The 23,147-nt window shown below is 52.7% G+C and carries 17 protein-coding genes and 3 rRNA genes; 17 read left to right on the forward strand and 3 right to left on the reverse strand.

Annotated elements, in window-relative coordinates:
- The first annotated feature begins 211 nt into the window (after nt 1-211).
- From NYE69_RS03110 to NYE69_RS03130, 5 genes are all read left to right on the forward strand, one after another.
- Nucleotides 212-1,765 (forward strand): 16S ribosomal RNA (locus NYE69_RS03110).
- A 305-nt stretch (nt 1,766-2,070) separates the two neighbouring features.
- Nucleotides 2,071-5,002, forward strand: a 23S ribosomal RNA gene (locus NYE69_RS03115).
- Between the two features lie 134 nt (nt 5,003-5,136).
- A 5S ribosomal RNA gene (gene rrf, locus NYE69_RS03120) occupies nt 5,137-5,253 on the forward strand.
- Together the 16S, 23S and 5S rRNA genes form the textbook arrangement of a ribosomal RNA operon.
- 951 nt (nt 5,254-6,204) lie before the next feature.
- Nucleotides 6,205-7,329: a PdaC/SigV domain-containing protein gene (locus tag NYE69_RS03125; RefSeq protein WP_340923814.1), complete on the forward strand. Its 1,125-nt coding sequence runs from the start codon at nt 6,205-6,207 to the stop codon at nt 7,327-7,329.
- Between the two features lie 159 nt (nt 7,330-7,488).
- A complete protein-coding gene (locus NYE69_RS03130) occupies nt 7,489-9,120 on the forward strand; it encodes a formate--tetrahydrofolate ligase (protein WP_340923817.1) in 1,632 nt (543 codons plus the stop codon).
- 100 nt (nt 9,121-9,220) lie between these two features.
- Here the strand turns inward: NYE69_RS03130 and NYE69_RS03135 are convergent, their stop codons facing one another.
- A complete protein-coding gene (locus NYE69_RS03135; protein WP_340923820.1) occupies nt 9,221-11,158 on the reverse strand; it encodes an amidase family protein in 1,938 nt (645 codons plus the stop codon).
- Between the two features lie 436 nt (nt 11,159-11,594).
- On the opposite strand from NYE69_RS03135, the gene NYE69_RS03140 reads away from it, so the two are divergent.
- Entirely contained in the window at nt 11,595-12,023 is a 429-nt protein-coding gene (locus tag NYE69_RS03140) for a hypothetical protein (protein ID WP_340923823.1), read from the forward strand.
- 422 nt (nt 12,024-12,445) lie between these two features.
- Here the strand turns inward: NYE69_RS03140 and NYE69_RS03145 are convergent, their stop codons facing one another.
- Nucleotides 12,446-12,970 carry a hypothetical protein gene (locus NYE69_RS03145; protein ID WP_445744815.1) on the reverse strand — a complete coding sequence of 175 codons (525 nt, stop codon included), beginning with the start codon at nt 12,968-12,970 and terminating at the stop codon, nt 12,446-12,448.
- Nucleotides 12,971-13,337: 367 nt separating this feature from the next.
- On the opposite strand from NYE69_RS03145, the gene NYE69_RS03150 reads away from it, so the two are divergent.
- From NYE69_RS03150 to rsmI, 10 genes are all read left to right on the forward strand, one after another.
- Nucleotides 13,338-13,523, forward strand: a complete 186-nt coding sequence (locus NYE69_RS03150; RefSeq protein ID WP_036618164.1) for a sigma factor G inhibitor Gin — start codon at nt 13,338-13,340, stop codon at nt 13,521-13,523.
- A gap of 152 nt (nt 13,524-13,675) precedes the next feature.
- Entirely contained in the window at nt 13,676-15,460 is a 1,785-nt protein-coding gene (locus NYE69_RS03155) for an aminotransferase class I/II-fold pyridoxal phosphate-dependent enzyme (protein WP_340923833.1), read from the forward strand.
- On the forward strand, nt 15,450-16,100 hold the full coding sequence (tmk, locus tag NYE69_RS03160) for a dTMP kinase (protein ID WP_340923836.1): 651 nt from the start codon (nt 15,450-15,452) through the stop codon (nt 16,098-16,100). Before NYE69_RS03155 ends, tmk begins: the two co-directional genes overlap by 11 nt.
- Before the next feature lie 67 nt (nt 16,101-16,167).
- Complete coding sequence (locus NYE69_RS03165; RefSeq protein WP_036618158.1) at nt 16,168-16,497, forward strand: cyclic-di-AMP receptor; 330 nt, start codon at nt 16,168-16,170, stop codon at nt 16,495-16,497.
- A gap of 76 nt (nt 16,498-16,573) precedes the next feature.
- Nucleotides 16,574-17,017, forward strand: a complete 444-nt coding sequence (locus NYE69_RS03170; protein WP_036618156.1) for a YaaR family protein — start codon at nt 16,574-16,576, stop codon at nt 17,015-17,017.
- A gap of 29 nt (nt 17,018-17,046) precedes the next feature.
- Nucleotides 17,047-18,027, forward strand: a complete 981-nt coding sequence (gene holB / locus NYE69_RS03175) for a DNA polymerase III subunit delta' (protein ID WP_340923839.1) — start codon at nt 17,047-17,049, stop codon at nt 18,025-18,027.
- A 154-nt stretch (nt 18,028-18,181) separates the two neighbouring features.
- Nucleotides 18,182-18,982, forward strand: a complete 801-nt coding sequence (locus NYE69_RS03180; protein WP_036618153.1) for a PSP1 domain-containing protein — start codon at nt 18,182-18,184, stop codon at nt 18,980-18,982.
- Between the two features lie 45 nt (nt 18,983-19,027).
- Complete coding sequence (locus NYE69_RS03185; protein ID WP_340923842.1) at nt 19,028-19,399, forward strand: initiation-control protein YabA; 372 nt, start codon at nt 19,028-19,030, stop codon at nt 19,397-19,399.
- A 67-nt stretch (nt 19,400-19,466) separates the two neighbouring features.
- Nucleotides 19,467-20,222, forward strand: a complete 756-nt coding sequence (locus NYE69_RS03190; RefSeq protein ID WP_340923845.1) for a tRNA1(Val) (adenine(37)-N6)-methyltransferase — start codon at nt 19,467-19,469, stop codon at nt 20,220-20,222.
- Nucleotides 20,219-21,112, forward strand: coding sequence for a 16S rRNA (cytidine(1402)-2'-O)-methyltransferase (gene rsmI / locus NYE69_RS03195; RefSeq protein ID WP_340923848.1), 894 nt, complete (start codon nt 20,219-20,221; stop codon nt 21,110-21,112). The genes NYE69_RS03190 and rsmI overlap by 4 nt, the downstream gene beginning before the upstream one ends.
- A gap of 153 nt (nt 21,113-21,265) precedes the next feature.
- Here rsmI and NYE69_RS03200 read toward each other — a convergent pair whose 3' ends face one another.
- Nucleotides 21,266-21,520, reverse strand: a complete 255-nt coding sequence (locus NYE69_RS03200; protein WP_009226360.1) for an AbrB/MazE/SpoVT family DNA-binding domain-containing protein — start codon at nt 21,518-21,520, stop codon at nt 21,266-21,268.
- Nucleotides 21,521-21,841: 321 nt separating this feature from the next.
- On the opposite strand from NYE69_RS03200, the gene NYE69_RS03205 reads away from it, so the two are divergent.
- Complete coding sequence (locus NYE69_RS03205; RefSeq protein ID WP_036618146.1) at nt 21,842-23,131, forward strand: HD domain-containing protein; 1,290 nt, start codon at nt 21,842-21,844, stop codon at nt 23,129-23,131.
- Nucleotides 23,132-23,147: the final 16 nt, after the last annotated feature.

The following is a 23,147-nucleotide window of genomic DNA, read 5'->3' on the forward strand; positions in this document are numbered from 1 at the left end:
GAATTAGTTGTTATAAAAAAAGTCTTGCAATATTGTTTAAAGGGTGATATATTATAAGAGTTGCCGCTGAAACACGGCAACGAGCGAAAAATGAGTTGATCTTTGAAAACTGAACAACGAGTGAGTATAAATGAGAATTAAAATTCTCGTCAGTAACTGATTGAGCTAATCGCTCTTTCGAATAAACTTGGATGATTCGTTCATCCAACCTTTATTGGAGAGTTTGATCCTGGCTCAGGACGAACGCTGGCGGCGTGCCTAATACATGCAAGTCGAGCGGACCTGATGGAGTGCTTGCACTCCTGATGGTTAGCGGCGGACGGGTGAGTAACACGTAGGCAACCTGCCCGTAAGACCGGGATAACTACCGGAAACGGTAGCTAATACCGGATAATCAAGTCTCTCGCATGGGAGGCTTGGGAAAGGCGGAGCAATCTGTCACTTACGGATGGGCCTGCGGCGCATTAGCTAGTTGGTGGGGTAACGGCTCACCAAGGCGACGATGCGTAGCCGACCTGAGAGGGTGAACGGCCACACTGGGACTGAGACACGGCCCAGACTCCTACGGGAGGCAGCAGTAGGGAATCTTCCGCAATGGACGAAAGTCTGACGGAGCAACGCCGCGTGAGTGATGAAGGTTTTCGGATCGTAAAGCTCTGTTGCCAGGGAAGAACGTCTTCTGGAGTAACTGCCAGGAGAGTGACGGTACCTGAGAAGAAAGCCCCGGCTAACTACGTGCCAGCAGCCGCGGTAATACGTAGGGGGCAAGCGTTGTCCGGAATTATTGGGCGTAAAGCGCGCGCAGGCGGCTGTTTAAGTCTGGTGTTTAATCCTGGGGCTCAACCCCGGGTCGCACTGGAAACTGGACGGCTTGAGTGCAGAAGAGGAGAGTGGAATTCCACGTGTAGCGGTGAAATGCGTAGAGATGTGGAGGAACACCAGTGGCGAAGGCGACTCTCTGGGCTGTAACTGACGCTGAGGCGCGAAAGCGTGGGGAGCAAACAGGATTAGATACCCTGGTAGTCCACGCCGTAAACGATGAGTGCTAGGTGTTAGGGGTTTCGATACCCTTGGTGCCGAAGTAAACACATTAAGCACTCCGCCTGGGGAGTACGGCCGCAAGGCTGAAACTCAAAGGAATTGACGGGGACCCGCACAAGCAGTGGAGTATGTGGTTTAATTCGAAGCAACGCGAAGAACCTTACCAGGTCTTGACATCCCTCTGACCGCTGTAGAGATATGGCTTTCCTTCGGGACAGAGGAGACAGGTGGTGCATGGTTGTCGTCAGCTCGTGTCGTGAGATGTTGGGTTAAGTCCCGCAACGAGCGCAACCCTTGACTTTAGTTGCCAGCATGTAATGGTGGGCACTCTAGAGTGACTGCCGGTGACAAACCGGAGGAAGGTGGGGATGACGTCAAATCATCATGCCCCTTATGACCTGGGCTACACACGTACTACAATGGCCGGTACAACGGGAAGCGAAGGAGCGATCTGGAGCGAATCCTAGAAAAGCCGGTCTCAGTTCGGATTGCAGGCTGCAACTCGCCTGCATGAAGTCGGAATTGCTAGTAATCGCGGATCAGCATGCCGCGGTGAATACGTTCCCGGGTCTTGTACACACCGCCCGTCACACCACGAGAGTTTACAACACCCGAAGTCGGTGAGGTAACCGCAAGGGGCCAGCCGCCGAAGGTGGGGTAGATGATTGGGGTGAAGTCGTAACAAGGTAGCCGTATCGGAAGGTGCGGCTGGATCACCTCCTTTCTATGGAGAATCGCTTCCTGCGATGGAAGCATTCAAATAGCTAACTCGGGTTAGCGAACTTACTCACTCGTTGGTCAGTTTTGAGAGTTCAACTCTCAAGCTTATCTTTCCAACACTTACCGGTTGAACGGTAAGGCAGGAGATGATAAGATATTCTTCTGCCGGTAAAACGGCGAAGAAACTTGATCCTTGAAAACTGGATAACGAAACGAAATTTGCGTTTTAGAACAATCCTTTTAGCTGAACTTGTGTCAAAACAAGTGAAGATATTAGTGGTTTGATGTTTTTCCTTCGGGAAAAATTATGGTTAAGCTACTAAGAGCACACGGAGGATGCCTAGGCGCTAGGAGCCGAAGAAGGACGTGGCGAACAACGAAACTGCCTCGGGGAGCTGTAAGCAAGCATCGATCCGGGGATGTCCGAATGGGGAAACCCGGCTGGGGTAATACCTAGTCACTCATCACTGAATCCATAGGTGGTGAAGAGGCATACCAGGGGAACTGAAACATCTAAGTACCCTGAGGAAGAGAAAACAATAGTGATTCCGTCAGTAGCGGCGAGCGAACGCGGATTAGCCTAAACCGAAGAGCTTGCTCTTCGGGGTTGTGGGACGTCTCACATGGAGTTACAAAGGCAGAGGTTAGACGAACAGGTCTGGAAAGGCCGGCCAGAGAAGGTAAAAGCCCTGTAATCGAAAGTCTCTGCCCTCCGAGACGGATCCCGAGTAGTGCGGGGCACGTGAAACCCCGTATGAATCTGCCAGGACCATCTGGTAAGGCTAAATACTCCCTAGCGACCGATAGTGAAGCAGTACCGTGAGGGAAAGGTGAAAAGCACCCCGGAAGGGGAGTGAAACAGAACCTGAAACCGTGTGCTTACAAGAAGTCAGAGCCCTCTATATGGGTGATGGCGTGCCTTTTGTAGAATGAACCGGCGAGTTACGTTTGCAAGCAAGGTTAAGGCGAGAAGCCGGAGCCGCAGCGAAAGCGAGTCTGAATAGGGCGAATTTAGTTTGCAGGCGTAGACCCGAAACCGTGTGATCTACCCCTGTCCAGGGTGAAGGTGCGGTAACACGCACTGGAGGCCCGAACCCACGTACGTTGAAAAGTGCGGGGATGAGGTGGGGGTAGCGGAGAAATTCCAATCGAACTCGGAGATAGCTGGTTCTCCCCGAAATAGCTTTAGGGCTAGCCTCGGTGTGACAGTCGTGGAGGTAGAGCACTGATTGGGTGCGGGGCCCGCAAGGGTTACCAAGCTCAGTCAAACTCCGAATGCCATAGACTGATTCACCGGGAGTCAGACAGTGAGTGCTAAGATCCATTGTCAAAAGGGAAACAGCCCAGACCATCAGCTAAGGTCCCCAAGTGTGTGTTAAGTGGGAAAGGATGTGGAGTTGCACAGACAACCAGGATGTTGGCTTAGAAGCAGCCACCATTTAAAGAGTGCGTAATAGCTCACTGGTCGAGTGACTCTGCGCCGAAAATGTAACGGGGCTAAACACACCACCGAAGCTATGGCTTGATGCTTTGCATCAGGGGTAGGGGAGCGTTGTGTATAGGTTGAAGGTTGACCGGAAGGACAGCTGGACGGTACACAAGTGAGAATGCCGGTATGAGTAACGAAAAGATCAGTGAGAATCTGATCCGCCGAAAGCCTAAGGGTTCCTGAGGAAGGTTCGTCCGCTCAGGGTAAGTCGGGACCTAAGGCGAGGCCGAAAGGCGTAGTCGAAGGACAACAGGCTCTAATTCCTGTACCACCATAATCCGTTATGAGCGATGGGGTGACGCAGGAGGGTAGTGACGCGGGGCGATGGAATGCCCCGTCCAAGCAGTGAGGCTGGTGTGTAGGCAAATCCGCACACCGTAAGGCTGGGCTGTGATGGGGAGGGAAAATTTACAGTACCGAAGGTCATGATCTCACACTGCCGAGAAAAGCCTCTAGCCAGGAGAAGGTGCCCGTACCGCAAACCGACACAGGTAGGCGAGAAGAGAATTCTAAGGCGCGCGGAAGAACTCTCGTTAAGGAACTCGGCAAAATGACCCCGTAACTTCGGGAGAAGGGGTGCCCCGGTAGAGTGAATAGCTCGAGGGGGCCGCAGTGAAAAGGCCCAAGCGACTGTTTAGCAAAAACACAGGTCTGTGCGAAGCCGCAAGGCGAAGTATACGGGCTGACGCCTGCCCGGTGCTGGAAGGTTAAGGGGAGCGGTTAGGGGTTAAACCCGAAGCTGTGAACCGAAGCCCCAGTAAACGGCGGCCGTAACTATAACGGTCCTAAGGTAGCGAAATTCCTTGTCAGGTAAATTCTGACCCGCACGAATGGCGTAACGACTTGGGCGCTGTCTCAACGAGAGATCCGGTGAAATTTTAATACCTGTGAAGATGCAGGTTACCCGCGACAAGACGGAAAGACCCCATGGAGCTTTACTGCAGCTTGATATTGGACTTTGATACGATTTGTACAGGATAGGTGGGAGCCTAGGAAGTGGGAGCGCAAGCTTCCATGGAGGCGACGTTGGGATACCACCCTGATCGTATCGGAGTTCTAACCCAGTACCGTAAGCCGGTACGGGGACCGTGTCAGGCGGGCAGTTTGACTGGGGCGGTCGCCTCCTAAAGAGTAACGGAGGCGCCCCAAGGTTCCCTCAGAATGGTTGGAAATCATTCGCAGAGTGCAAAGGCAAAAGGGAGCTTGACTGCGAGACTGACAAGTCGAGCAGGGACGAAAGTCGGGCTTAGTGATCCGGTGGTACCGCATGGAAGGGCCATCGCTCAACGGATAAAAGCTACCCTGGGGATAACAGGCTTATCTCCCCCAAGAGTCCACATCGACGGGGAGGTTTGGCACCTCGATGTCGGCTCATCGCATCCTGGGGCTGAAGTAGGTCCCAAGGGTTGGGCTGTTCGCCCATTAAAGCGGTACGCGAGCTGGGTTCAGAACGTCGTGAGACAGTTCGGTCCCTATCTGTCGTGGGCGCAGGAAATTTGAGAGGAGCTGTCCTTAGTACGAGAGGACCGGGATGGACGCACCGCTGGTGTACCAGTTGTTCCGCCAGGAGCACAGCTGGGTAGCTAAGTGCGGACGGGATAAGCGCTGAAAGCATCTAAGCGTGAAGCCCCCCTCAAGATGAGATTTCCCAATTAGTAAGACCCCTTGAAGACGACGAGGTTGATAGGCCTGAGGTGGAAGTGCAGCAATGCATGGAGCTGACAGGTACTAATCGGTCGAGGGCTTATCCAAAAAGATACCCCAAAAAGTGACGCGAGGCTTCGAAGGTAATTTCGATTACTTTTCGGGGACCCCGGGAACTGAATAGGGGCTAACACGCAAATCAAGTTTCGTATCCAGTTTTCAAGGATTAACGCCTTGAATCGTTTGGTGGCGATGGCGGAGGGGTTCCACGCGTACCCATCCCGAACACGACCGTTAAGCCCTCCAGCGCCGATGGTACTTGGACCGAAGGGTCCTGGGAGAGTAGGACGCCGCCAAGCATGAAGAAGAGCACCGCCGAGTGATCGGCGGTGTTTTTTTTGCATTGTCGGAATGCTGCAGCGGGATGAGATGGATAGAACGTTGTACAGCGGACACCGGGGGATGGTCACTAGCGATGGGTTGCGATGGAGAGGAGACGTAGCAAACGAGGCTAACGGACCTGAGCGCGTTATTTGTTCCAAAGTGAAGGACTAAAAATTTTAACGGACCGAGCGGACCTTATTTCCCTCAGATTAGCGTGAATGGCGTTATTTTTAGCCCGATAGCGTCATCTGGGTCCGTTAGAACGGGAAATACTCTACAAGCGTTTGCATTTAAATCTGACAAGTTACATTTTCTGGGCACACCAATATTCTAACGGTTGCCACAAGCGCTATTTGTTCCAATACCGTTGATTTCAAATTCTAACGGTTGCCATGGTGCTTATTTCGCTGAAAACCGGTAATTTTTACTTGGATTCAGGCAAATAACGGCGCTCGCAACCGTTAGAATTTAGAAAAGGGCTTTTTTCGCGAAATAGCCGCTGCTACAACCGTTAGATTTCGGATAGCTTTTACGGGAAAGCTTGAGCAAAAGTTAATGCAACGCCAGTGGAAATACTCGAGAAATGGGGAGATAAGGTCTTTTCAGTCCGTTAGAGTTTATAACATGCGCGAAAAAAGTCAGTTTGCGTTAAGAATACCGCACAGTCCCGGAAGAGCACGGCCGAACCCTTTGGCTGTGCTTTTTTGTTTTCTGCTTTACGATTCCGCTTGTCAATCAGTTAAAAAGACGTAAAGAAAACGTCAATATTCGGGCGAAATCCGGACGAAAGAGAAAAAAAACTGTAAGGTGGGATGTAACTTATTCCGCCTAAGCAGTCACTATAATGATTAAGGTGACCAACAACAGAGAATGAAGAAGCGGCTCTGTAAATACAAAAGTGGTATTTGGCAGGAGGAGAAACCGAGATGAACAAATTGATGCGTTTAGGGACTGTGGGTGTAGCAACAGGTTTGTTATGTTCCGCAATATTGCTGCCGGTTAACCCGGGCCAAGCGGCTGCAGACGTCCGGCAAGGGAATTTCAATGCGGCCGTGGTCAAGAGCAAGAGCAAGAGCGCTGCCGGCGATGCCATTAACCTTAAAGTTAATGGGGAGAATACGGGGCTTAAGGGGCTGCTGCTAAACGGAAAAACCTTGGTTCCGGTCGCTTTTTTGCGGGATGCGTTGAAAATTCCCACTAACTATGACTCAAAAACGAAGACCTGGAAGATTGGCCAAGGTTACCGGCAGCTAACAATGATGGTGGCCGGAGGGAGCGTGGAACCCGCCATTAACGGTTTCTATATAGATGGAGAGGTCAAGCTCATTAACGGTAAAATCTACATTCCTTTTCAATGGGTCAAGGATTACCTCGGTTATGATGCGGTCTGGAATAATGGCGCTAAGCAGTTAAACGTCATCAAGAGCCGAGAGAATAAAATCACGGTGACCACTTCAAGCTATGACAAGGAAAGCAAACGGGTTTCGGTTCATCTCCAATATCCTCAATTGGACGGCATGGGAGATGCGAAAGCGGAGAAGGCGATCAATACGTTTTTTGAAAAGCAAATGGAAGATCACAAAGGGTACATCGACGAGGTCATGAAGGATCTCGGCGATCAGAATATAACGAATCCGAATAGTTTTGAGAGCTCGTATCTTGTCACCTATAACCAAAATGGCGTGCTCAGCCTTTTGTTCCAATATACAGAGTATACGGGCGGAGCGCATGGTATGAGTTACCGCACCGGATACACTTTCTCGTTGAAAGACGGCAAGCTTTTGGAACTTAAGGACTTGCTGGGCGCGAATAAGGATTATGAAAAGCGGATGAACGCCCGGCTAAGCAAGGAGTTGAAAGCAGACCCCGGTTATATGGGGGGCTTCAAAGGGTTAAAGGACAATCCGGATTTCTATTTGCTGCCGGGCCGCGTGCAAATTTTCTTCCAATTATATGAATACACGCCTTATGCCGCCGGTTTTCCGGAGTTTAGTTTTGCTTGGAACGAATTGCTCCCGAAAGGCAGTAGTCCGTTTGCCTCCTTCAAATAACGCGGAATCCGGTTGATTACACTCTTGAGAGAGCGGCCTAAGGTTATTATGATGCCAATTCCGTCACGCCTATCCCGGTTGTTTTCATGTACAATATGATTGTGTTTTGATATTTGCCTTATTTTGCACGAATCATATTGCTGGAGGTAACTTGCGGGAATGAAGCCGATTTTGGAGATAGCCGATACGTTTGGGATTGCGGATAAATACTTGGAATTGTACGGCCGTTATAAGGGTAAGCTGGATCTTCGGCTGCTAAGCGATATGCGAGATCGGCCCGACGGGAAATTAGTGCTGGTGACGGCTATGAATCCTACGCCGGCCGGGGAAGGAAAAACACTGACGACGATCGGCCTGGCGCAGGCGCTGAACGCGATCGGCGAGCCGTCGATCGCTGCGCTGCGGGAGCCGTCGCTGGGACCGTGCTTTGGCATGAAGGGCGGAGCGACCGGCGGTGGTAAAGCGCAAATTTTACCGTTCGAGGACATTAATTTGCATTTTACCGGCGACCTGCACGCCATCACTTCCGCGCATAACCTGCTCGCGGCGATGATCGACAACCACATTTTTCAAGGGAATGCACTGCAAATCGACCCGGGGCGCATTTTGTGGAAGCGCGCGATGGATATGAACGACCGGAGTCTTCGGCAAATCGTCGTCGGGTTGGGTGACGGGAACGGCCAGGTTCATGAATCCGGCTTTATGATTACTAGCGCTTCGGAGGTTATGGCGGTGCTGTGCCTCAGCGAGGACGCGGACGATTTGAAACGGCGGCTTGGCCGTATGGTTGTGGCCTGCAACATGTCCGGGGAAGCGGTCACCGCGGCGCAGATCGGCGCGGTCGACGCGATGACCGTTTTGCTCAAGGAGGCGATCAAGCCCAATTTGGTGCAAACGGCCGAAGGGTCCCCGGCCATTGTTCACGGAGGCCCGTTCGCCAACATCGCCCACGGCTGCAGCAGTGTGATCGGTACGAAGGCCGCCCTGAAGCTGGCCAAAATCGTGGTTACGGAAGCCGGTTTTGGAGCCGATTTAGGCGCGGAGAAATTTTTCAATATCAAGTGCCGTCAGGCCGGATTAACGCCGGACGCCGCGGTGCTCGTCGTTACCGTAAAAGCGCTCAAATATAACGGCGGGGTCCCCAAAGCGGAGCTGGACAAACCGAATCCCGCGGCGCTGGAAGCCGGTCTTGCCAACATTAGACGGCATTTGGAGAACATCGGGAAATTCGGAGTTCCCGTGATGGTGGCTATAAACCATTATGCCGACGATCCGCAAGATGAAATCCGGCTGGTTACCGAAGCCTGCCGCCGCATGGGGGTTCGGGCGGAGTTGTCCGATGTCTGGGCTAAAGGCAGCGAGGGCGGTTTGGAAATGGCCCGGGCCTTGCAGGATATTTTGCGGGGGGAGCCTTCGCGGTATGCGCCGCTGTATCCGGAAGAGCTTGATATCCGGGCAAAAATCGAAGCCATCGTGAGGGAAATCTACCGCGGCAAAGGCATCAAGCTGTCCGCTAAGGCGGAAGCGAAGATACGGGAGCTCGAGCGCCTCGGATTTGGCCGCTTGGCGGTGTGCATGGCGAAAACCCCTTATTCCTTCTCGGATCAGGCAACGCTTCTCGGAGCCCCGGACAATTTTACTGTCCAGGTGCGGGACGTAACGCTGTCCGCGGGAGCGGGCTTTATCGTTGCGCATACCGGCAATATCGTCACGATGCCCGGTTTGCCCAAATCTCCGGCGGCGGAACGAATCCGTCTGGATGAGCGGGGGGAAGTGGACGGTTTGTTGTAGGTTCTCTTTTCCGGAACGGGGTTTGAATACTGGAAATATAACGCACAAAAAAAGTACGGCCGAAGCGGGCTACACCCCGGACCGTACTTTTTGCTTTTCGTTATGGTGTCAATTTAGGGGCGTGACGATGATGAGTCCCTTGTTCATAGCTGTATGCCAGCTTAATCAGGGTCCCTTCGTCAAAAGCCCGGCCCAGGAATTCAATGCCGACGGGCAAACCGTCTGGGGTAAACCCGGCTGGAACGGTGATGGCCGGGAAACCGGAGAATGGGCTAAGGCGGTTGTTGTTGCCGGAAGCCTGACTTTCGCCGATGAACGCGGCCGGTTGCGTCGTCGTCGGGTAAACGATGGCATCCAGGTCGTAATCGGCCATCACTTTTAGAAGGGCATCGCGCGTCAATTTGGTCCGGTTCAGCAAAATATCCTTATATTCCTCCGTTTCCAGCGTTTCCCGAGCCTCGCGGGCTTTCATGGACTGCTCCTGAGCCTTGTCATACTCTCCCGATGCGATAATTTCCGCCAGGCTATAATAAGGTGCGCCGTCTCCCAGCTCCTGAAGATACTCATTCAATTGAAATTTGAACTCGTATCCGCTTAGGCTGGGGTACTCGTTGATTTCCGCCAGGTTCGGAATGGTGACCGGAATGGCCGCAGCTCCCAGGGCCTTCAGCTCATCGACCGCATGGTAAACGACATCGGAGACGGTCTTTTCCCGATCATTGCCGTTTTGAAACAATTCGACGGCGACACCGATCCGGGCGCCTTTTAAACCGTCCGCATCCAGAAACGCGGTATAGCTTGCGGGAATATGCCCGACGCTGTACGCGGTTGCCGTATCATCCGGATCATACCCGGCGGTGGCGTCCAGCATGATAGCGGCATCCTCCACCGAGCGGGCCATCGGGCCGCCGACGTCCTGCGTCAGGGCCAGCGGGATGATGCCGTCGCGGCTGGACAAACCGACCGTAGGGCGTATGCCCACCAGGCTGTTGAAGCTGGACGGGATGCGAATCGATCCGCCGGTATCGGTCCCAAGGCCGGCTGCGGCGAAATTGGCCGCGACCGCCGCACCGGTGCCGCCGCTGGAGCCGCCGGGATAATGGTCGGGCGCGTACGGATTTTTCGTTTGCCCGCCAAGGGAGCTGGAGGTCGTGATGCCGAAAGCGAACTCATGCAGGTTGGTTTTGCCCAAAATAATGGCGCCGGCCTCTTTCAGTTTGGCGATTTGCTCGGCATCCTTGCCCGGAATGGAATCTTTCAAGCATAGGCAGCCAGCGGTGGTAGGCATGTCAGCCGTATCGAAATTGTCCTTGACCAAAATAGGGATGCCATGAAGCGGTCCGCGCGGCCCTTTCGCGGCCCGTTCCTGATCGAGAGCTTCGGCAATGCTCAAAGCGTCGGGATTTAAGGTCAGAACGGCCTGCAGCGAGACGCCCTGGTCGTCGTATTTGGCGATGCGGTCCAAATACATTTGAACGAGTTGCTTGGAGGTCAGCTTGCCCTGATCTATCGCTAACTGCATATCGGCAATCGTCGCCTCTTCGAGCACAAACGGTTTCAAATAACCCGTGACGCGATCATGCAAAATCGTCAAGTCCTCAGCCGTTAGCGGTTGCCCCGGCATAAACAGGGTTTTGGAGTACCCCTCCATTAAGCCGGCTTTGACAACAGCCCCAACCGCCGGTGCATAGGAGGCATCGTCCGCTACATCATCGAAGGTTTCCGCTGCATCTTTCAAATTCAGCCATTGCTGAAGGAAGACGGCGGCGTTGCTGCGCTGCATTTTCGCGCCTTGAGGAACGTCGAGCGTTAGGGCGGATCCCGCTTCGGCGGCGGCCTCCTTCATCGAAAGGTAAAATTGATCTGCCGTGATAAAACCTTGGGTTTTCCCAGCCCTGGCACTACTAGCTGCGGAAGAAGCCGCAGCAGAGGCCGAAGCGGCCTCCGCTGGTATGCCGCCGGTCCATAGCCCGGTCATCAGAACCCCGGTTAATAGCAGGGAACTGCTTTTTTTCCAATTCCAACGATGTCGTTTCATCTCTTTATTTCTCTCCTCTCCTGAAATCGTATGTAAAGAATATGGATACCATCATAAATAGATGTAAGGTATTATGACAAAGCCACTTTAACTTCAAATAAGCGCATACATAATTGATTTAATTTATAATGCTTTATAAATCTCCCGAATTCGTGCAATCATTAAATAAAGTAACTGAAAGTTTGTGTAAAATAACATAACATTTAAATCACGCGATTTTTCGCTTCAGTATTGCATTTTGAGCTATACGGGTTTACTATACTTAGAACCTATCAAAAAGAATGTAACCTTTTTGTTACCGACAACGGCAAGTCAACCGTTATAATTGTAATGATATGTTATTGTCTAGGGCATATAGCCTTCCGAATTCTATATCAGGCATCGACAACATGGGATAACGTTTACAGTATATAGGCAGGGTAAGGAGGAATGGATCATGCAGCGCAGAGGAGTTGCGTATTCCTTATGCTTCATGTGGGGAGTCTTGATGATGATGTTCGTCATCGCGGGCTGTGCGTCTTCCGAGCCTTCGTGGACAAATTACGTAGGGGCGGCTGTGGAAAAAAGCTTCCCGGTTCCCAAAGAAGCCGATCAGACGGATAACGCATTAAATAACTCAAAAATGGACTATGTTCACTACTCGCTGAAGGGGTTAAGCGAAAGCGGCGGCATACCGGATGCTTATGAGAAGGTCATAAAAGAATGGGGCTGGACCGAACAAAAAGAGGAACGCGCCGGTTCAACCCGAGTTTACGAGAAAGGCAAAAAGATTGTGCAGCTGACCATTCACGACGATTCGTTTACGGTGCTTGTCCCAAAACAAGAAGATAAGGCAGTGATTCAAGGTCTGGAAAGCAGTCCTTGATTTGCCGGGCCCGCAGCAACGCGGGGATCGCTTAAATTCGGTACAATCGAGCCGATTGATTCCGGACGGTTCACCAGTATCGGCCTGTTCCTGCAAACCGCAGGCAACAGGCTTATTGTAAAGGCCCAGAAAAATAACGGAAAAAATGGTCCTTATTCTCGTCAAAAAAGGAGTGTGGCGAGAATAGAGGATTTTTTTGTCCCTATTTTAGTAAGATGGGGATAAAAAAGCCGTTTTTCAAGCGTTGCCCCGAATAAGGGCAAAAAGTTCCGCTATTTTCTTCGAGAGAGTAACAATCTTAAAAATAGCAACGTAAATTACCATTATATACGTCAGAGAGTAAAATCTTAGGCGGCGCCTCGGCATCCTCCTATCGCAAGAAAAAACAACCGCTAAACGCGGTTTGTTTTCTTTGAATGTACTCACTGCAAGTAATAGGAAATATCGGGACCGGTGATTTTCAGCATGCCGTCTTTACGTTGGCCCCGTACACAGGCAAGGGCGAGCAAACGCGGTGCAATCAGCCAGAAGTGCCAGAAAAACAAGGACAGCACAAAAGAAACCGGGGACCACGGAATGAGGACCGCGATGATACAGCAACCGATCCAGGCGGCATGCAGGTGAACTTTGCGAAATACGGAGTAAGCCACATATTGTTCGGGCATATAACCGATCCAGGGCAGCAGCCGGGAAAAACGCCAGCGCTTGCGGTAGGAATGGCTTAAGATGATCAGGACGGACCGGGAAATGACGAATTGAATCCATAACGCAATGGGTGCGGCAATCAGAAAGAAAAAAAGGCTGGTCCAGGATAGAAAAATCATCTCTGCGGCAAGCCAAAGAAAAGGAAGCGTAGCGAAGCCATAGATCAAGGCTTTGGGCAACACGACCTTTTTCAGCAGCCGGTAATGGTAAAACGTCGCGTTTGTTTCAGGATCAGCGGATATCACCCATCAACCCTCCTAGAAATCACATTTAGTACGTGTTCAAAAAGTTGGCTTTTCAGCACCGAAGCTTATGCTTCCGCTGTGCGTTTTTTCAAAACGCTTAAGGTCGGATGAAGCTAGGGACGAAAGTAGCGGAGCTAAACGTTTTCGGAGAAAACGGCTTCGGAAGCGTAGAACTACCTCTTTAAAACTCGGACATGCCTATATTATTATATCGGAGCAAGCCGCCGATAATTAAAGATGCGGCGTACAAACACAGCCGCGGGCCATGCGGCATAAGATAAAACAGGTAAGGGACTATGAAAAGGTTTAAAATAATAGAATCTGTGTCATACTGATAGTAAAACAGACAAGGTGGGATTTGGGCATGGATGAGCGGACCGAAAGAACTTGCATTATTTGCGGGGAGCCAAAAACCGAAGGCATTCATATCGTATCGGAATTTATATGCGATGCGTGCGAGGCTGAAATGGTGCATACCGATGTGCAGGAGGAAAAATACCATTTCTTTATTCATCAAATGAAGCAAATTTGGGTGCAAAAGAATGCATAATACGCATAAATCGATGAGGTGACAGGGCCTGTTCTTCGAGAGAACGGGTCCTTTTCTATATGCGATATTGCCCATTCAGGGAAAGAAGCGGTAAAATGAAGCAATGATATTTTCAGCAAAGCAGGACCACTGCCGGAAGGATTAAGATAGAGATGCCGGAACAAGCACAAGCCAATCGGGCTCCGTTATATGAAGCTTTGATGCAATATATGAAAAAAAACGATGTTTCCTTTCATGTGCCCGGACATAAAAACGGACAAGCCCTGCGCGGCGAAATGCCCCCGGAGCAGGATCTGCTGTCCCGGGTGATGGAATTCGACGCCACGGAAATTACCGGCACGGATGATCTGCATCATCCGGAGGGAGTGATCCGTGAGGCGCAGCGGCTGGCCGCCGCCCAATTTGGGGCGGAGGAGACGTTTTTTCTTGTCGGCGGCAGCACAGCCGGCAATTTGGCGCTGATCCTGAGCGTGTGCACCGCTCCGGGCGATGTGCTGCTCGTGCAGCGGAACGTGCATAAATCCGTCATCCACGGATTGATGCTGGCGGGCGCGCACGCGGTGTTTTTGGCGCCGCGGCTCGACGCGCCGAGCGGCCTGGCGACCATCCCGCCTGCGGAGACGGTGCGTGAAGCCCTGCGCCGGTACCCCGGCGCTAAAGGGCTGCTCGTCACGCACCCGAGCTACTACGGGATGGGCGCATCGCTGCGGCCGCTGGCCGAGCTCTGCCGCGCGCACAGCGTGCCGCTGCTCGTCGACGAGGCGCACGGCGCCCACTTCGGCCAGCATCCGGCGCTGCCGGAGAGCGCGCTGGCCCAAGGCGCCGATGGCGTCGTGCAGTCGACGCACAAGATGCTCACCGCGCTCACGATGGGCGCGATGCTGCATGTGCAGGGCGGGCTGATCGACCGCGCGCTGCTGCGCCAGCGGCTGGCGATGCTGCAGAGCTCCAGCCCGTCCTATCCCATCATGGCTTCGCTCGACGTGAGCCGAAGCCTGCTGGCGGCCCAGGGGCCCGCCCTGTTCGCAGGCGGGCTGGCCGCGGCCGCCGCGGCGCGCAGCGGCCTCGATAAACTGCCGCGCTTCGGCTTCGTCAAGCCGCCGGGCGCGAGCGGAGGGGCCGCTGCATATACTATTCAAGACCCGTTTAAGCTTGTAATATACGACACAACAAACAGGTGGAGCGGCTACGAGCTGCAGCAGCGGCTTGAGGCCGAGGGCTGCGTGCCGGAAATGAGCGATGAGCGGTACGTGGTGCTGGCGTTCGGACCGGGGACGACGGAGCGGGACGCCGAGCGGCTGCTGCAGGCGCTGGAGCGCATTGCAGCGGCAGCGGAAGCGGCGAAGGGTGCGCCGGAGAAAGCGGAAGAGAAGGCGACAGCAACGGCAGTACAGGCGGCAGCGAAAGTGGCGGAGAAAAGGGAAGCGGAACAGGATTGTTCCGGAGCCGAAAGCGATCCATTTTCGGAACTTTCCACGTGGAACATTTCGCCGGACCCGAAACCGGCAGATGCCGCAATAAGAAATGCTGAAGTCCGGTCTCAAGCCGATGCCGGTATTGTTGTGCAAGTGACCGGTACGCTTACAGACGCGGAACCTGCCGATTGCGGATCGGGCATAGATGCAGAACAGGCCGACGTTCTTCCCGGTATCTCCGAGCCTGTGGCGTTTTCCCTGGCTCCCCTATCCCAAGGGGAGATTGAAGCGATTCCCGTGGAGGACAGCGCCGGCCGGCAGGCCGCGGAGATGATCATCCCTTATCCTCCGGGCATCCCGCTTCTGTATTCGGGAGAGACGATCACGGAAGAGACGAGAAGCCGGCTGATCCGCCTGCGGCATTCCGGGGCGAAATGCCAGGGGGCGGCCGATCCTTTGCTGCTCACCATCCAAGTAAAGAAGCTAATCAAGAAAGCAGGGAATGAACCACATGAACGGTAAAGAGAGAGGACTATTTATTACGCTGGAAGGCGGTGACGGTTCGGGCAAAACGACGGTGATGGCCGAAGTGGCCCAAGTTCTTGAACAACACGGCGTTTCCTATATGACGACCCGTGAGCCGGGGGGGATAGAAATCGCCGAGAAAATCCGCGACATCATTTTAAACCCGCAGCACACAGCGATGGACGCCCGTACCGAAGCGCTGCTCTACGCGGCGTCGCGGCGCCAGCATTTGGCCGAGAAAGTGGAGCCTGCCTTGGCGCGGGGCGTCAGCGTGCTGTGCGACCGGTTCATCGACAGCAGCCTGGCTTATCAGGGGTATGCGCGGGGACTCGGCATTCAAGAGGTGCTGAACATCAACATGTTTGCGACGCAAGGGCGTTTTCCGGACCTTACCTTTTACCTCGATATCGAACCGGAGGCCGGCTTGGCCCGCATCGCCGCAGGCAAGGGGCGAAAGGTCGACCGTCTGGATATGGAAAGCACCCAGTTCCACCGGAAGGTTCGGGAAGGTTATTTGCGGATTGCCGGGATGTACCCGGAGCGGATTAGGCGGATCGACGCCTCGCAGGGCCAAGACGAGGTGGCCGCCGACATTCGCAGCCAACTTTCGGCATTTTTAAAGGAAATGAAGGCCTAGCTGTCAAATAATAAGGTGTGGTACATTTTTAGTATAACGAGTTTAATATAACGAGGAGGGACTGCAAATGAAACTGATTGTTGCGATTATCCAGGATAAAGACAGCAACCGGCTGTCCAGCGCGCTCGTCAAGGAAAATTACCGGGCAACCAAGCTGGCCAGTACCGGAGGGTTTCTTCGGGCGGGGAACACGACGTTTATGATCGGTGTCGACGACCACCAGGTGGACGCGGTGCTGAATGTCATCCGCAACAGTTGTAAAGTTCGCGAGCAATTGGTAACCCCGGTAACGCCGATGAGCGGGACCACCGATTCGTATTTGCCGCTCCCCGTGGAAGTGCAGGTCGGCGGAGCCACCGTATTTGTACTGCCGGTAGACCGGTTTGAACATTTCTGAGAAAATACGATTAGATAGAAATACGCGTCACGTTCAGTCAGCTGAGTAATTTCCAAAAGGTAGGCGGTGATCGAAGATGAAAATTGATCCGGGATTCCGGCCGCTCCAAAGCGGCTTGGGGGTGACTGACGGCCCCGCGAAGCCGGTGCAGTCCAAGAGCTTCGCCGATGTCATGCAGCAGCATGGGGAGCGGGCGTCGCAGGAAGAGCTGACCCGGCGGTTTAAGGAAATTCAAATGCAGGGGGATCGGCTGGCCCGTTCCATGACGATCCGGGAGCTGAAAGCATACCGGCTTATGGTCAAAAGATTTCTCGAAGATACGGTCCGCCGGGGCGTCCTCATTAAGGATGTCAAAGGATGGGATCGCCGCGGCCGGGGAAAACGTTACAAGCTGCTGGACGAAGTTGACGCCGCTTTGCTTGCCATGGCCGATGAACTGCTGGAAACCGAGCAGGGCAAAATCGAGCTGCTGCAAAAAATCGGCGAAATCCGCGGCATGCTGATCAACTTGTGTTTCTAAAAGTGCGAGTATCAAATGGAGGAAACCACGTGTCATTTCAGGATATCATCGGCCAGGATACCGCCAAGCAGCTGCTGCAGGGCGGCCTGCGGAGAAACGAAATATCGCATGCCTATATTTTTAGCGGACCGCCTGGAAGCGGGCAAATGGAAATGGCCATGGCCTTCGTCCAGGCGTTGTTCTGCACCCGGGGCGGGGACGACGCCTGCGGGGAATGCCTGGAATGCCGCAAGGTGCTGCATGGCAATCACCCGGATCTTTTTACCGTCAAACCCGATGGGGCAACGATCAAAATCGACCAAATCCGCGATTTGCAGCGGATTTTCTCTTACCGTTCGGAGAGCGGCAATCCGAAAGCCTATATTATAGATGAGGCGGAAAAAATGACGGTTCAGGCCGCCAACAGCCTGTTGAAATTTTTGGAGGAGCCCCCGTCGCCGGCGGTCGCTATTTTGCTGTCCGACAATGGACGGGCTTTGCTGCCGACGATCCAATCGCGGGCGCAGTGGGTGCCGTTTTTGCCGCTGAACCCGGAGCGGATGCTCCAAATTTTGGCGGATGAGGGATATCCGGCAACTTTGGCCCGAAGCGCCGTTCATCTCGCGGCAGGACTGGGGCCGTGCCGCGAACTTATCCAGCAGAATTGGTTTGCAGAAATTAGAAACGTAGTGTTACAATTAGGGAGGGAGATCGCAGGCCGTGGCGGCTCTCCTTTAATTACAGCGCAGCAAAGCTTGTTCAAGGCCGGTTTAACCGACCACCTGGACATGTTGTTCAGTCTTTTCCATTTGTGGTTTAAAGATATGATCCACGCGCTCTATCATAAGCATGATCAAGTCGTTTTCATAGATGAGTTGGAGTTTATTTCCAGACATGCCTCTTCGCGCAGTCCGCAGCAGTGGATTGAAGCGATGGCACTGGCTGCGGAAAGCAAAAAGAAACTGCGGCAGCATATGAATGCCCAGCTTTGCGTTGAGCAGTTCCTCATCGCGGTAGACGGGCAGAGGTAGAACGTTTGTTCTGCCCGCACAGGCAGCACTCAGGCACTTTAGAAACTTTCTCCCGTGAAAGAGCAGGGAATGAGAAGGAAAGCTGGTTCGAGCGATGCTTTTTTGGCGTATCACCATTTATGGGGGTTTTATAGGTATACGAGGGGGTTAGTTTTTGTACACTGTAGTGGGCGTCCGTTTTAAAAAAGCGGGCAAAATATATTATTTCGATCCGCTGGACCTTCCCGTTGAGAAGGATCAGAACGTGATTGTCGAAACGGCGCGCGGGATCGAATACGGTAAAGTGGTGGTCGGCAAGAAGCAGGTGGGAGAAACGGATGTCGTCCTTCCGCTGAAGAAGGTCATCCGGATCGCCGACGAAGCCGACGCCCGTGTAGTCGAGGAGAACAAGCTTGCGGCAAAAAACGCTTTTGCCACATGTTTAAATAAAATCAGGGACCATGACCTGAAGATGAAGCTGGTCGATGTGGAATTTACGTTCGACCGCAACAAGATCATTTTTTACTTCACGGCCGAGGGAAGGGTGGATTTTCGCGAATTGGTGAAGGATTTGGCCAGCATCTTCCGCACCCGGATCGAGCTGAGGCAAATCGGCGTCAGAGACGAAGCCAAGATGCTTGGCGGAATCGGTCCTTGCGGACGCGTGCTCTGCTGTTCTTCCTGGCTGGGCGACTTTGAGCCGGTTTCCATTAAAATGGCCAAGGATCAGAGCCTGTCGCTAAACCCAACGAAAATTTCCGGTTTGTGCGGACGGTTAATGTGCTGCCTGAAGTTTGAGCATGATAACTACGAAAGTGTGAAGGAGGAGCTTCCGTCCGTAGGCAAAATGGTCATTACTTCTTTGGGCGACGGGAAGGTGGTCGGAATCAACGCCGGATCGCGCACCGTGCACGTACAGCTGTTCGAAATCGGCAAGGTGAAGGAGCTTCCGCTGGACGACGTTGTCCTTAAATAAGAAAAGGCTTTTTCAAGACTTTAGAGATGACGCTGGGGTGGGAACTTGGAGAACAAGGACATTTTCAACCATATGCAGGCGCTGGAATCACAAATGGGCAAAGTTCACGGCGAATTGGGCAGCCTCATGCTTGAAGTGAAGAAGCTGGTGGAAGAAAACCAGCGGCTCTTGCTGGAGAATGAGCAGCTGCGCAAAATATTGAAGCGGGAAAGCGCGGAAAGCCGCGTGCCGTTAACGCCCGCCGGCAAGGTTGCGGACCCGGTATTGGCCGGTAAAGAAGCGATCGATGTCGTGGGCGAAGGGTATGATAATTTGGCGCGTCTTTATCATGAAGGTTTCCATATTTGCAATGTTTATTATGGACATCTTCGTACGGAAGGCGATTGCTTGTTTTGCTTGTCATTTTTGAATAAATAAAAGAATAATAAACCGTGGGGATCGGCCCTACGGTTTTTTTTCAATGACCGTAAAGAAGGATAAAATCATGAACAACGTACCGATTTATGGCAACGAGCGGGTCGACGATTTGCTCACCCATGATTTGCGCATCATTCAAAGCGACGAGGTGTTCAGCTTCTCGATGGATGCCGTGCTGCTGGCAAGGTTCGCCGCGGTTCCGAAATACGGAAAAGTATTGGACCTCTGCAGCGGCAACGGAGTGATCCCGCTGCTTTTGTCGACACGGACGAAAGCGGCGATCGAAGGCATTGAAATTCAGCCGCGAGTGGCCGATATGGCCCGCCGCAGCGTGGAAATGAACGGTCTTACGGAGCGGATTTTCATCCGCGAAGGGGATCTGCGCGAGCTGGTCAAAATCACCGGCCATGGAGTGTATGACGCGGTTACGGTGAATCCGCCTTATATGCCGCTGACCGGGGGCGACTTAAAGCTCAATAAGTATCAGGCCATCGCAAGGCATGAAATTCATTGCAGCCTGGAGGATGTGGCCGTCGCGGCGATGCGCCTGGTGCGGCCGGGAGGCAAAGTATCGATGGTGCATAAGCCGCAGCGTTTGGCGGAGATTATTACGGTACTGCGGCAGCACCGGATGGAGCCGAAGCTCGTCCGGTTTGTGCATCCGCGGGCTGGGGCCGAGGCCAACATGGTGCTGATCGAGGCGCTGCGGGACGGCAAACCCGATGTAAGGATACTTCCGCCGCTGATCGTATATGGAGAGGACGGGCAATATTGCCCGGAAATCATGGACATTTATTATGGACCAAAAGAGGGTAGACCATGAACGTAAACGTGCAAAAAAGCTTTGAAGCCGCACCCGGAGAACGGGCGGATTACGGCAAGCTGTACCTGGTCGGCACGCCGATCGGCAATTTGGAGGACATGACCTTTCGCGCCGTGCGGACGCTCCGTGAAGCGGACATCATTGCGGCCGAAGATACGCGGCAGACGCGGAAGCTGCTGACCCATTTTGAAATATCGCCGGGCAAGCTGCTGAGCTATCATGAGCACAATAAGGCGGCGAGCGGACCTGAACTGGTCCGGTATATAATGGAAGGAAAAAATTTGGCGCTGGTCAGCGATGCCGGTCTGCCGGCCATTTCCGACCCCGGGAGCGACCTGGTGAGGCTGGCGCTTAACGCGGGCATTTCCGTCATTCCGATTCCGGGGGCCAACGCGGCGTTGTCCGCGCTGATCGTTTCGGGATTGCCCACGGAGCGGTTTATGTTTTTGGGCTTTTTGCCGCGGGACCCGAAACAGCGGGAGAAGCTGCTGACATCGCTGGAGGATGAGGAAAGCACCATGCTGATGTATGAATCGCCCCACCGGTTAAACAAAACGCTTCAGTCCTTGCTTGAGGTGTTCGGTGACCGGAACATCGTGCTGGCGCGCGAATTGACCAAACGTTATGAGGAGATGGCCAGGGGTTCGTTGAAGGCTTGCCTGGGGTGGCTGGAGGAACATCCGCCGCTCGGAGAATACTGTCTGGTGGTAGAAGGAGCGAATCCGGATCGGGTGAAGGAGAAAAGAGAAGCCTGGTGGAAAAATTTAAAAATAGAGGAACATGTGGCGCATTACGAACAGGAGGAGGGACTGACGCGGAAAGACGCGATGAAAAAAACCGCCGCCGACCGCGGGGTATCTAAACGGGATATTTACAATTCATTGCTCTAGTAGTCCATAAACCCACCAGAATATCCAAAAAATGTTGTATGGCCAAAAAAAGGGGCCTTCACTAGGCCGGGTTCAAGCCAAGAGAAGGCGCCAAGGAGATATGAAAAAGGTTAGAATTAACAGTTTCAGTAAATCTATTATATACTATAATTCTTAATTTGTCACAGGGGTAGGAAGTTCAGTGATGCATTCATGGCAAACAATTTTGCCTTTGAAGTAAGTGACGTTCTCGGCATTGCCGCAGAAAATGCAGGCGGGCTCGTATTTCTTCAGCATAATCCGCTCGCCGTCCACATAAATTTCAAGCGCATCCTTCTCGCCGATGCCGAGTGTGCGGCGTAATTCGATCGGGATAACGACACGTCCCAACTCGTCGACTTTTCTTACAATACCTGTTGATTTCATCATAACTGATAAGTGCCCCTCTCGCTATAATTTATTAATGTCATTTTTCGACATTGTTCTATCTTTTCTGCTTTTTATAATACCAACCATTGCCAGAATAGTCAACCTATTTATGGCAGAGTTCAGCATAATTTCTAAAAAAATATCTTACATAGCTTCAAGAACTACTTATTTACCTAGGAAATTCAAGGGATGAGCCAATTCGACATTTTGGAAAACAGAGATTTGACTTAATACGACATGATTCGACATAACTTGCTAATATCGGCCAAGTTCCCCCTTTATTTTTCAAAAAACTATTTTGACAAAAAAGGAGTGTTAGCCATGCATCGTCCGCTTTCCGAGGAAAAGGTGTTTAAAGATCCCGTACATAATTATATTCATGTACAGGACGAAGTGATCTGGTCCTTGATTAATACCCCGGAGTTTCAGCGTCTTCGCCGCATCCGTCAGCTGGGAACGTCTTATTTGACGTTTCATGGCGCAGAGCACAGCCGTTTTTCCCATTCCCTGGGTGTCTATGAAATTACGCGCCGGATCATTTCGCAGTTTGAGCGCGGGGGCTACGCCGATTGGCCAAGCGAAGAAAGGATGGTCGCCTTGTGCGCCGCGCTGCTGCATGACCTGGGTCATGGTCCGTTTTCGCATTCGATCGAGGAGGCCTTCCAAATGCATCACGAGGATTGGACCTGTAAAATTCTGCTTGGAGATACCGAGGTTGGGGAAGTGCTGCGCACGGTAGAGCCGGATTTTCCGGACAAGGTCGCGGCGGTGATCCGTAAAGATTACCACAACCCGATCGTCGTTAATCTCGTCACCAGCCCGCTGGATGCCGACCGGATGGATTATTTGCTGCGGGACGCTTATTTTACCGGCGTCAATTACGGTACGATCGACGTGGACCGGATTTTGCGGATGCTGCGCCCTTACAACGGCCGGGTGGTCGTCAAGGAATCGGGCATGCACGCGGTGGAAGACTATTTGATGTCCCGTTATCAAATGTATTGGCAGGTGTATTTTCACCCGGTTACCCGCAGCTCGGATATCATTTTGCGGCAGATTTTGCGGCGGGCCAAGGAATTATACCGGGGCGGCTATACTTTTTCATTTTTGCCTCACCCGCTTCCTTGTCTGTTTCAGGGGGAGATCGGCGTGCGCGATTATTTACTGCTTGACGAAGCGCTGATGCAGACCGCCTTCATGCAGTGGAAAAGCGAGCCGGATGCTTTGCTAAGCGATCTTTGCGGCCGTTTTTTGGACCGGAAATTGTATAAATATGTAGAACTGGAGACAGGCGAACTGGAAATGGTCGAACAGATCCGCCAGGCGTTTGAACAGGCCGGTCTTCATCCCGAATATGACCTGGAAATTGATTTTCCGACCGATCTGCCGTATGATGTGTTCCGTCCGGACGAAGCCGCCGCGGGGAAGCAGATTTTGCTGCTGGACCGGCAGGAACGGCTGCGGGAAATTTCCGAAGTGTCGGACATCGTCCGCTCGATCAGCGGGCTGCAGCTTGGCAAATACCATTTGTATTATCCGGATAATAAATTGCACGCAGTGCGGGATCAATTGCCGCCGGACATCGCCCAAATATTCGAACAAGCACGTTAGGAGGAACGATACGACC

The sequence above is a fragment of the Paenibacillus sp. FSL R5-0527 genome, assembly GCF_038008055.1.
Classification (GTDB): Bacteria; Bacillota; Bacilli; order Paenibacillales; family Paenibacillaceae; genus Fontibacillus; species Fontibacillus macerans.

Excerpts from the sequence above, each read along its gene's own strand:
- NYE69_RS03205 (WP_036618146.1), top strand. The coding sequence starts at position 21,842 with ATGCATCGTCCGCTTTCCGAGGAAAAGGTGTTTAAAGATCCCGTACAT.
- NYE69_RS03190 (WP_340923845.1), top strand. The coding sequence starts at position 19,467 with ATGAACAACGTACCGATTTATGGCAACGAGCGGGTCGACGATTTGCTC.
- NYE69_RS03125 (WP_340923814.1), top strand. The coding sequence starts at position 6,205 with ATGAACAAATTGATGCGTTTAGGGACTGTGGGTGTAGCAACAGGTTTG.
- NYE69_RS03140 (WP_340923823.1), top strand. The coding sequence starts at position 11,595 with ATGCAGCGCAGAGGAGTTGCGTATTCCTTATGCTTCATGTGGGGAGTC.
- NYE69_RS03170 (WP_036618156.1), top strand. The coding sequence starts at position 16,574 with ATGAAAATTGATCCGGGATTCCGGCCGCTCCAAAGCGGCTTGGGGGTG.
- NYE69_RS03200 (WP_009226360.1), bottom strand. The coding sequence starts at position 21,520 with ATGATGAAATCAACAGGTATTGTAAGAAAAGTCGACGAGTTGGGACGT.
- NYE69_RS03155 (WP_340923833.1), top strand. The coding sequence starts at position 13,676 with ATGCCGGAACAAGCACAAGCCAATCGGGCTCCGTTATATGAAGCTTTG.
- NYE69_RS03130 (WP_340923817.1), top strand. The coding sequence starts at position 7,489 with ATGAAGCCGATTTTGGAGATAGCCGATACGTTTGGGATTGCGGATAAA.
- NYE69_RS03165 (WP_036618158.1), top strand. The coding sequence starts at position 16,168 with ATGAAACTGATTGTTGCGATTATCCAGGATAAAGACAGCAACCGGCTG.
- NYE69_RS03135 (WP_340923820.1), bottom strand. The coding sequence starts at position 11,158 with ATGAAACGACATCGTTGGAATTGGAAAAAAAGCAGTTCCCTGCTATTA.
- NYE69_RS03150 (WP_036618164.1), top strand. The coding sequence starts at position 13,338 with ATGGATGAGCGGACCGAAAGAACTTGCATTATTTGCGGGGAGCCAAAA.
- tmk (WP_340923836.1), top strand. The coding sequence starts at position 15,450 with ATGAACGGTAAAGAGAGAGGACTATTTATTACGCTGGAAGGCGGTGAC.
- rsmI (WP_340923848.1), top strand. The coding sequence starts at position 20,219 with ATGAACGTAAACGTGCAAAAAAGCTTTGAAGCCGCACCCGGAGAACGG.